Annotated in this window: 9 protein-coding genes; 4 read left to right on the top strand and 5 right to left on the bottom strand. The window is 54.5% G+C overall.

The features are described from left to right. Positions 1-27 precede the first annotated feature (27 nt). From WBG04_RS07750 to WBG04_RS07740, 3 genes are read left to right on the top strand one after another with little or no spacing between them, the layout of a single operon-like run. Complete coding sequence (locus tag WBG04_RS07750; protein ID WP_424313832.1) at positions 28-744, top strand: metallophosphoesterase family protein; 717 nt, start codon at positions 28-30, stop codon at positions 742-744. A gap of 49 nt (positions 745-793) precedes the next feature. Then, positions 794-1,180, top strand: coding sequence for a (deoxy)nucleoside triphosphate pyrophosphohydrolase (locus tag WBG04_RS07745; RefSeq protein WP_424313831.1), 387 nt, complete (start codon positions 794-796; stop codon positions 1,178-1,180). Positions 1,181-1,236: 56 nt separating this feature from the next. Next, positions 1,237-1,905, top strand: coding sequence for a hypothetical protein (locus tag WBG04_RS07740; RefSeq protein ID WP_424313830.1), 669 nt, complete (start codon positions 1,237-1,239; stop codon positions 1,903-1,905). A gap of 236 nt (positions 1,906-2,141) precedes the next feature. On the opposite strand, the gene WBG04_RS07735 is transcribed toward WBG04_RS07740, so the two are convergent. After that, positions 2,142-3,026, bottom strand: a complete 885-nt coding sequence (locus tag WBG04_RS07735; protein ID WP_424313829.1) for a tyrosine recombinase — start codon at positions 3,024-3,026, stop codon at positions 2,142-2,144. Between the two features lie 114 nt (positions 3,027-3,140). Between WBG04_RS07735 and truA the strand changes: the two genes are divergently transcribed. Further along, positions 3,141-4,040, top strand: coding sequence for a tRNA pseudouridine(38-40) synthase TruA (truA, locus tag WBG04_RS07730; protein ID WP_424313828.1), 900 nt, complete (start codon positions 3,141-3,143; stop codon positions 4,038-4,040). Positions 4,041-4,093: 53 nt separating this feature from the next. Here the strand turns inward: truA and WBG04_RS07725 are convergent, their stop codons facing one another. The 4 genes from WBG04_RS07725 to WBG04_RS07710 all read right to left on the bottom strand — a co-directional run bounded on the left by WBG04_RS07725 (position 4,094) and on the right by WBG04_RS07710 (position 8,601). Beyond that, a complete protein-coding gene (locus WBG04_RS07725; protein WP_424313827.1) occupies positions 4,094-5,488 on the bottom strand; it encodes a tetratricopeptide repeat-containing sulfotransferase family protein in 1,395 nt (464 codons plus the stop codon). A gap of 188 nt (positions 5,489-5,676) precedes the next feature. Then, on the bottom strand, positions 5,677-6,270 hold the full coding sequence (locus WBG04_RS07720; protein WP_424313826.1) for a PEP-CTERM sorting domain-containing protein: 594 nt from the start codon (positions 6,268-6,270) through the stop codon (positions 5,677-5,679). Between the two features lie 42 nt (positions 6,271-6,312). Further along, a complete protein-coding gene (locus WBG04_RS07715; RefSeq protein WP_424313825.1) occupies positions 6,313-7,518 on the bottom strand; it encodes a hypothetical protein in 1,206 nt (401 codons plus the stop codon). Between the two features lie 117 nt (positions 7,519-7,635). After that, the gene (locus tag WBG04_RS07710) at positions 7,636-8,601 is read right to left on the bottom strand and encodes a PfkB family carbohydrate kinase (RefSeq protein ID WP_424313824.1); all 966 of its coding nucleotides are present in this window, start codon (positions 8,599-8,601) and stop codon (positions 7,636-7,638) included. Between the last annotated feature and the right edge of the window lie 20 nt (positions 8,602-8,621).

The following is an 8,621-nucleotide window of genomic DNA, read 5'->3' as shown; positions in this document are numbered from 1 at the left end:
CAGGAAACGAAGGCCAGCCCGAAGCGCATCGCACTCTTCGGTGACATCCATGCCAACCTCGAAGCCCTCGAGGCGGTGCTCGCCGACTCGGAAGCACAAGGCTGCACCGATTACATCTGCCTCGGCGATGTCGTCGGCTACAACGCCGACCCCGTCGCCTGTCTTGAACAGGTTCGCGCCATGGACTGCCCGGTGGTGAAGGGAAATCACGACGAAGACGCCTCAGGCACCCATTCCCTCGAAACCATGAATCCCGTGGCGGCGACCGCCTTGGAATGGACTCGGGACCAACTCTCAGAAGAACAACGGACCTGGCTTCGCCGACTGCGCATGGTCCGCCAGATCGCCGATTTTACCGTCGTCCACAGCACCCTCGATCAGCCGGCAAACTGGAACTACGTGACCAATCGTTTCGACGCGATGTCCAACTTCTCTTACCAGTTTACCCAAGTCTGTTTCCACGGCCATACCCATGTGCCCCGCGTCTACATCAAGGGCGAAAAGGTCGAAGAAGTTCCCGCCGAATCGGTCATCATTGAACCCGGCTCCAAATACTTCATCAATTGCGGATCCGTCGGACAGCCGCGCGATGGAGATTGGCGCGCCGCCTACGCAATCTACGATCTGGAGCACAAGCTCGTGGTCATCCGACGGATCGAATACGACCTCGCCAGGACCCAGGAGAAGATCCGCGCCGCCGGATTGCCCGAGATGCTCGCCGACCGGCTCGCCGAAGGACGGTGAAACAATTCCCTTTCCGCGACCTCGCCGTCGCCCTCCCACTATCCCGGATATGATCGACGTCGTCGCCGGCCTCATCCTTGACGACGATCACCGGATCCTCGCTTGCCGCCGCCCCGAAGGGAAGCATCTGGGCGGCCAATGGGAGTTCCCCGGAGGGAAAATCGAGAATGGCGAGTCCCCGGAGCAAGCCCTGATCCGGGAACTCGAAGAGGAACTGGGCATCACAATCCAAACCACCAAGCCACTCAGCCCCGTCGTCCACATCTACGACCGCGGCCCGATCCGGCTGATTCCCTTTCTCTGCCGTATCACGAAGGGCACGCCTCAACCGCACGAGCACTCCGAGCTGCGCTGGTGCTCGCCGGACGAACTGCGGAGCCTCGACTGGGCGGCCGCCGACCTTCCCATCCTCGACGAATTTCTCGATTTCAGATGAATACATCGGACGAAAATCGAGTATAACCGCTCGCCGACGCCGCTCTACCAACTGTCATGAAACACCTGATTCTCGCCGCTACTCTTTTGTTGGCCCCTGCCTCGTTTGCAGGTGTCGACATTGACGTCGACGCCTTCGGTGAGAGCCTCGGTGGCTGGAAAGGCAAAACCTCAACGGTCGATTACGCCCTTTCCGGTGCCAATTACCGGACCTACAAACCGGAGATCACTCCGACACCCAATGGCGGGATTTTTGTCTCCTTGAGAATCGATCACCGTCGAGGTTGGCTGGCCAGCGATGATCATGCGGTTCTTGAAGTCAGCTTTGAAGCCGATGGCACGGTGAGCTCCGCACAATCCAATCTCGCGATTCAGGGACAAACCATCGCCAGCGATCTGGTGAGAAGCACCGCCGTTGCCGGCGGCAAAGTTACCGGCGCCGAAGGTGCCGTGAAAGTGGGAGCGGAACTCGTGGCCGATCTTTCTGCCAAACTTCTGCGTGAAAAAATCGTCGAGGCAGGTCGCGTCAATTTCCCCGCCGTCCTCAGGCACAACTACAACCTTCTCTATCAGTCCGTCCGGATCCAAGCCAAGCAAGTCCTGCCCGTAGGTGAGGAAGCCGCCCCAAGTGGAGGTGAACCCGCCAAAGAGAAGTCGGTACCGCAGTCCACCACCGACTTGAAAATCCAACCCTACGGAGTGAAGAAAAAGGTCGAGGTGAAGTAGGCAGGGATCCCTTCACAAGGGACAAGGTCTGCGGATGGATTGAAATCCAGCCCCCTTTTTCACCGCCAACAAGCAAAGGTCACCAAGTTTGGGTTCCTTTGAGGTGATGATTCCATTTTGGGCCAATACTCGAAGGTTCTTTGCGATCTTGGCGTCTTGGCGGTTCAATTTCCGAGGCACACCGGATGGTGCGCTCAGTCTCAGCCCCTTGCGCGGGGACCCTGCTGAAGTGGACTTTATCCGCGTGGGTGGAAACGCTTGTGAACGGCCTTCAAACGCGCCCCATCCACGTGGGTGTAGATCTGTGTCGTCGCGATATCGGCATGCCCCAGTAGCTCCTGGATGACGCGCAGATCCGCTCCACCTTCGAGCAGGTGCGTCGCAAACGAGTGCCGCAAAAGGTGGGGATAGACATTGCTTTCAATGCCCGCACGCGCCGCCCGTTCCTTCACAATCTGCCGGACACGATCTGGCGAGAGCCTGCCTCCGCGAATACTGAGAAAAATCTCGGAACTGGATTTTTTCGAGACGAGATGGGCGCGCTCGTTTCTAACATAGTCCTCCACGGCGTCCCGGGCGCGGCCACCTACGGGAACAATTCGCGTCTTGTTCCCCTTGCCCGTCACCCGCAGGAAGCCCTCCTCGGAATCGTAGCTTTCCAGGCGCAGGCCACAGAGCTCGCTCAGTCGCAAACCAGAGGCGTAGAACATTTCAAGCATCGCCCGGTCGCGCCGACCCAAGGGTTCCGTGAGGTCGATACTTTCAAGAAGTCGCTCCACTGTCTCACGATTCATCGTTTCAGGCAGCGACTGATCAGGTCGCGGCGACAACAAGGGCTCGGCTGGGTCCATCTCTAAGCGACCCTTTCCAGCCAGCCAGCGAAAGAAGACCTTGAGATGGACCATCGTGATCCGCAGCGAAGCCGTCGAAAGCCCCTCCGTCTTTCTGATCCCAAGGAACTCACTCAATTCATCCGTCCCAAGATCTTCGAGACTCGTCTTGCGATCCGAGACCCAGGTCGCAAGAGCATCGAGCGTTTGGCGGACCGACAACTGGTAGGCTTTGGATAGACCCCGCTCGGTCGCCAGAAACATCATGAACCCGTCGATCTCCTTCTCCACCCACCCAAAATGCCCCCAACACCCCCAAACTCCAACCACTAAGAGTGAAGCTTTATCCATGCTTTACCGGGAGCTACGACGCCCCCGTCGCAGAGGGCTGAATGTCTTGAACCCATGCGTATCCTTCTTCCAATCCGCTTCGCCGAGCAGAACCGCTACCCTGTGGCACGGGGGCGTGCCACCTCCCAAGGAAATCAGATAATTCCTTGTTCGCCGTCACCGAAGCGGCATTTCTTGCCCGTGCGGATCAAACTCACCCTCGCCTACGACGGACGGACGCTCGATGGCTGGCAATCGCAGCCTTCCGGCAACACCGTTCAAGACCACCTTGAAAAAGCGGCTTCCGAAACCGCCAAAGAACCGGTCCGCGTCCATGGCTCGGGCCGCACCGACGCCGGCGTGCATGCCCTCGCCCAGGTCGCTCACTTCGACGCGCCGGAGCGACTCACCATGAACCCCTTCAACTGGGTCCCTGCCCTCAATACCAAGCTCCCCGCATCCATCCGTGTCCTGTCCGCAGAAGAAGTCGCCCACGACTTCCATGCTCGCTTCTCCGCCAAGGGCAAAACCTACTGCTACAATATCTGCACCGAGCCCGTCCTCTCACCATTCAAAGCCGGCCTCGCCTGGCACCTCCCCCGGCAACTCGACCCCTACCTCCTCGAAGACGCCCTCAAGGCCACCTTGGGACGACACTGCTTCAAAGCCTTTGCCGCCAAACGCGGCAACGAAACCGAGGCCACCGACTACCACCGCACGCTTACCTGCGCCTCGCTTGAATCTCAAGATGACGGTTGGCGGCTCACTTGGACAGGCGACGGCTTCCTCTACAAAATGGTCCGCCTCCTCACCGGCAGCGTCATCGAAGTCGCCCAAGGCCGCCGGCGAATTGAGGAATTTACGCAGCTTCTCGATCAGTCTGCCGAACTTCCCCACGGTCGAGCCCCCTACTGCGCTCCCGCCGATGGACTCTACCTCCAGGCAGTGGCATACGCCTCTTCTCTGAAGTCTTAAGATCACGCGGAACTGTAAGCGTGGTCTGAAGCACTGCTCCTGTCATCAGACTCTCAGTCCATAACTGGAATCAGCTTGTCAATCGCAGGGCCGAAGTGTTTCTCGTAATTCTTCCATCTTCCGATTGAGTTTGAATGAATATTTCTTGTGACGTCGAACGCAGTCTTTGACCTGACTATCCGGTCCTTTGACAGCTCGTTGAAACGGAGAACATCTGGACTCCAATCGAGACCCATAAATGATAGGACTCGTCGGGATACGCTAGGTAGGTCGTGAACAATATCGCCGTAATTCACTTCACAAACTGAATCACCCAAGAAGGCTGCAAAAGTTTTCCAGTTGCGGATTACGCCGCAGTATTCATCAGCGGCATCTGCTAAAGTTAAATAATTTGCTGGGATGGTATCCAATGGGTAGAAACATTGCATAAAACAACTCAAAATCACGTCTCGCGGATCACGATTCACTACAATAAACTTTATTTCGGGAAGAATCCTCAAAAGAAGCGGTGCAATTGCAGTTAGAGAAGGGTTCTTATCGATCCAATACTCGAAGTCACCCTCCTTGACGAGACTCCTTCGAACAGCTCGGAGATAGTCAGTTCTTAACCTTGCTCCAGCTGCATTGCTCAACGAGTCAAAAGCCTTAAGAGCGTTTCGTTCGCTAGTCTTATTCATGACGCGCGAGTAGGCGAAAATATTGAAGTTCTCTGTCTCGTCCGTCGAATTAACGGCGGAGTGGGACATGAGAATCTGTTCCAAGAGTGTTGTTCCCGATCGTGGGTGCCCGCCTAGTAAAGCAATATTATATGAGCTACCACCTCGATCCAACTGCTCACTTCTCCAACGATCGACTTGACGTTGTGTAAGGCATTGGGCGATTTCGTTAAAAGTTTCCCGCGAAAGCTGCCTTATGTGAATAGCTTTCTGTCGGTAAGTCATTAATGGCTTTTTCGCCTCAAGGAAGGCGTTATATGCGGAGTCATAGTCCCCCAACAGATCCAGAATTTGTCCCTTTTCATAAGCTGCCTTCACTCTTGATGGGATATCACCTGAATCAGATATGTTTTCCAGCAACTGCAGAGCCTCAGAAGCGCACCCCCCTTCTCTCAATAGCCTGGCTTTGATCAAGAGCGCGTATGGATACTTGGGATTTGCCTCGAGGGCCCTTTCAACCAAGTTTCGAGCCTTTTCATTGTTCCTGTGCTTTAGCTCGAATTCGGCGTATTTGGCGAGAAGGTCGACGCTTCCATGAGTCGCTGCTCGTGCGAATGCACTGCCTGCCACTGTTTGATCAACAAAGTCCTGAGACAGCTCAGCAATTTTGGCAAGAAGTATGGGCTGATTCTTCCTATCAGATATCTTCAGTAACCTAGTAAAAACTCTATTAGCTTGGCTGAAATCTTGTAGAAGCCCTAGAACCCTACCTAGCTCAAGTAATACTCCCAAATTCCTTGGAGTACGGCGAAGCTCTTTCCGAAGAAGGTCGACACAGTCTTCCAGATTTCGAGAGGCCCAACTGGCTTGGTATCGAATATTACAGGTATCCACCCAATTCAAAAGAGATCACTTAACACAAAACGAGAGTGGGTGAAAAACACCCACTCTCATAGAAGACTCAAGACTATTTAGCTGGCTCAGCGCTTACGTCTAAGAAGACCGAAGACACCAAGTGCACTGAGGAAAACCATGGACGGTTCCGGAATCGGAGTCAGTTCAATAGTGCCACCTCCGAACGGACTTGTTCCCGTGGGATTATAGCTTCCAACCAAGTAGGTAAGCTCCCCAGCATTCGACGCCTGAATCGAAGCGGTCCCGCTATTCGGAATGTCCGCATCAAACTTGAACGTCCCAAGTGCAGCACCCGTGAACAAAGCATTTTGAACACCACCATCTGTCAAGTGAACATACACAGCCTGACCTCCCACGCCAGCAGCGTCAGTGAAGGCGATGGCACCAGTGTTGAAATATCCATCATAGCCAGCAGCAGCGCCAGTGGCGAATGCAATGGAGCCTATCGAATTGAAACCAGCTTGGATGGCCTCAAACGTAGTAGCCGGATTGGAAGGTCCTGTGTAAGTACCAATGTAGGCCGTAAATCCATTACCGAGCAGCACACCACCAGAAGTTGTTCCCGCTGTGTCGGCAAACATATCGACTGATATTGATGCAGCCATGAGAGAAGAGCCCGAAATGGCTAAGAACGCTAGGAGTGCAATTTTGGTTTTCATATTGAGATAAACTTAGTGTTGTTTGGAGGTGATATCTAAAGTTCAAGGGGCGATTGTGACAGGTGGAATTGCCCACGTGAAGTCAGAACCACTAGCCTTCCGCTGGATCAAGATTGCAGATGTAGAAGAGAGAGCTTGATTGGCAGGATCAGCTATCGAGCCATCATCAGATCTCCAACCAATCCCACCTGGCCCACCAGTCTTGTACCAGAAAGTAGTGTAGCTATTAGTTGCTGAATCAAAAACTAGCAAGCTATCAGCTGATGAAATTGAAGTAGCACCAGCCAGACCTGTTGCTGGATCCCCGGTGTAGAGCCCACTGTTGTCAGGTGTCAACTGATCGACAGGATAGGGGACTTGGACGATATTAAGAGTCGTGGCAGACGGCCCGGTGCCACCACCACCCCGAATCACCACATCAGTGACACCCGTCTTTACATCACCTGCGATAACAAGTGAACCGCCCGCGGATTGTTTACGAACGAAAATAATACCGCTGTCTACAGGATGAATCGGAGACTCGGCTGGGTTCGTAATGGATCCATCATCAGACCTCCAACCAACACCGCCAGGACCACCAGTTTTATACCAAAATGTGGTGTAAGCGTTCGCAGCAGAATTATAGAGCAGAAAGTTATCCGCCGAAGAAATTGAGGTAGCACCTCCGAGAACGTCAGAAGTAGGAACATCACCAAGCAAACTAGAAACCGTAAAGGCCCGAATAACCTTGAACCCAGCATCTGCGCCTGCCGCACTGATGTCATCGAATGTATACAATTTATCGACATCCGAACCTGTTATCCAAGTGAGAGTTCCAACCAACGGGCCAGAAGTAATCTCCACCAAACTTGTGAACTGAGAATCAGTGCTGTTGTAAAAATCTCCGGCTGCCCAAGTCCCATCATCGTCTTGGAGGAACGTGCCCGAGCCATCGCTTCCAAAACCCTCAGCAACGCCAGCGAATTCGGTCGAACCACCAGGCAAAAGCTGCTGGGAAGCAACTTGGAGGGCCTGAGGGGCTCCACCGCCTGTGCCAGGAAGCGGAATTGTGACGTATCCGACAGGATCAGTGACCGCCGCGTTGGCGCCGACCGCGAAAAGGGCTCCGAGGAGCGCGAAAGGGATGATTGGTTTCATTACGTTGTAGGTTTTAAGTTTCGAATCCGACGACGTCGAGGAAAAAACCCATTGTGACAAGGAAGTCACGATACACGATTTATCCACGAATTCGCTGGTGTTGAGCTTCATAAACGCCGCTCAACACCCAAGTCGCAAGCAAAAACTTCGTCCGCAGGGTGTTTTTTGACGCCCAAATTCTCAGTGGAATTACGAAGAAAAGGGCCTCAAACCCTTGGATTTATGGTTTTACCACGAGCTCATCTGGCGGAAGGCCTCAAGCCGGGCGTCGAGATCTGCGGGGGTCAAGCCCTCCAATCGCTTGGTGGAGAAGGCTTCGCAGGTGAAGGAAGCCAATACGGATCCCTGGACAACGGCTTGCTGAATGGTGTCAAAGGAAGGATCCTGGTTGCCCTTGGCCGCGAGGTATCCCGCGATTGCTCCAAGAAAGGAATCCCCTGCCCCGGTGGGGTCAGTGATCTCGCTGAGCGGGAAGGCGGCACAGCGGAAAAAACTGTCGGGACAGAGTTCATCAGGAATGGATCCTTGAAGTCGGCCAAACAGCATCGCGCCGAACTCACCCAGTTTGATCACCACGAAGCGCGGGCCCTTTTCCAGCAATCGACGTCCGGCAAGTACTAGGTTCGAGGTTTTTGCGAAATCACGGGCCTCGCTTTCGTTGATCACAAAAAGATCCAGCTGCTTGAGCACTTCGTGGAGCCGCTCGTTGGCGATCTCGATCCACAGGTCCATGGTGTCCGCAATCACGAAGGACGACTCGGCCTGGGACTGAGCGAGCATTTGCAGTTGGTTGTCGGGCGACATGTTGGCGAGCACCACAATGGCGGCCTCGTTGGCCGGAGCGGGCACTTTGACTTCCCAGCTTTCGAGCACGTTGAGGCCGACGCGATGAGTCACCCGTTCGTTCATGTTTTCCATGTATTCACCGCTCCAGGTGAACGAATCGCCATCGGAACGCTCGATGCCATCGAGAGTGATGCCCCGGCTTTCCAGCATCGCGAGGTGCTCTGCCGGGAAGTCTTTTCCGACGATCCCGACGAGATGTACGGAAGAGCAGTAGAAAGAAGCCGCGAGCGCAGCGTAGGCTGCCGAACCACCAAGGAGGTTTTCAGCTTCGGAGCCGGGAGTTTTGACGTTGTCGATGGCGACGGTTCCTCCGACAACGACGGAGAGTGCAGTGGTGGGTTCGGTCATGATGAAAAACAGGTCAGGTG

Origin of the sequence: Haloferula sp., assembly GCF_049672945.1 — a bacterium.
GTDB lineage: Bacteria > Verrucomicrobiota > Verrucomicrobiia > Verrucomicrobiales > Akkermansiaceae > Haloferula.
Note: the sequence above shows the minus strand (reverse complement) of the source record. Positions and strands in the feature narration are given on the sequence as shown.

Coding starts and splice junctions, on each gene's coding strand:
- WBG04_RS07710 (WP_424313824.1), bottom strand. CDS start 8,601: ATGACCGAACCCACCACTGCACTCTCCGTCGTTGTCGGAGGAACCGTC.
- WBG04_RS07720 (WP_424313826.1), bottom strand. CDS start 6,270: ATGAAAACCAAAATTGCACTCCTAGCGTTCTTAGCCATTTCGGGCTCT.
- WBG04_RS07745 (WP_424313831.1), top strand. CDS start 794: ATGATCGACGTCGTCGCCGGCCTCATCCTTGACGACGATCACCGGATC.
- WBG04_RS07715 (WP_424313825.1), bottom strand. CDS start 7,518: ATGAAGCTCAACACCAGCGAATTCGTGGATAAATCGTGTATCGTGACT.
- WBG04_RS07740 (WP_424313830.1), top strand. CDS start 1,237: ATGAAACACCTGATTCTCGCCGCTACTCTTTTGTTGGCCCCTGCCTCG.
- truA (WP_424313828.1), top strand. CDS start 3,141: ATGCGTATCCTTCTTCCAATCCGCTTCGCCGAGCAGAACCGCTACCCT.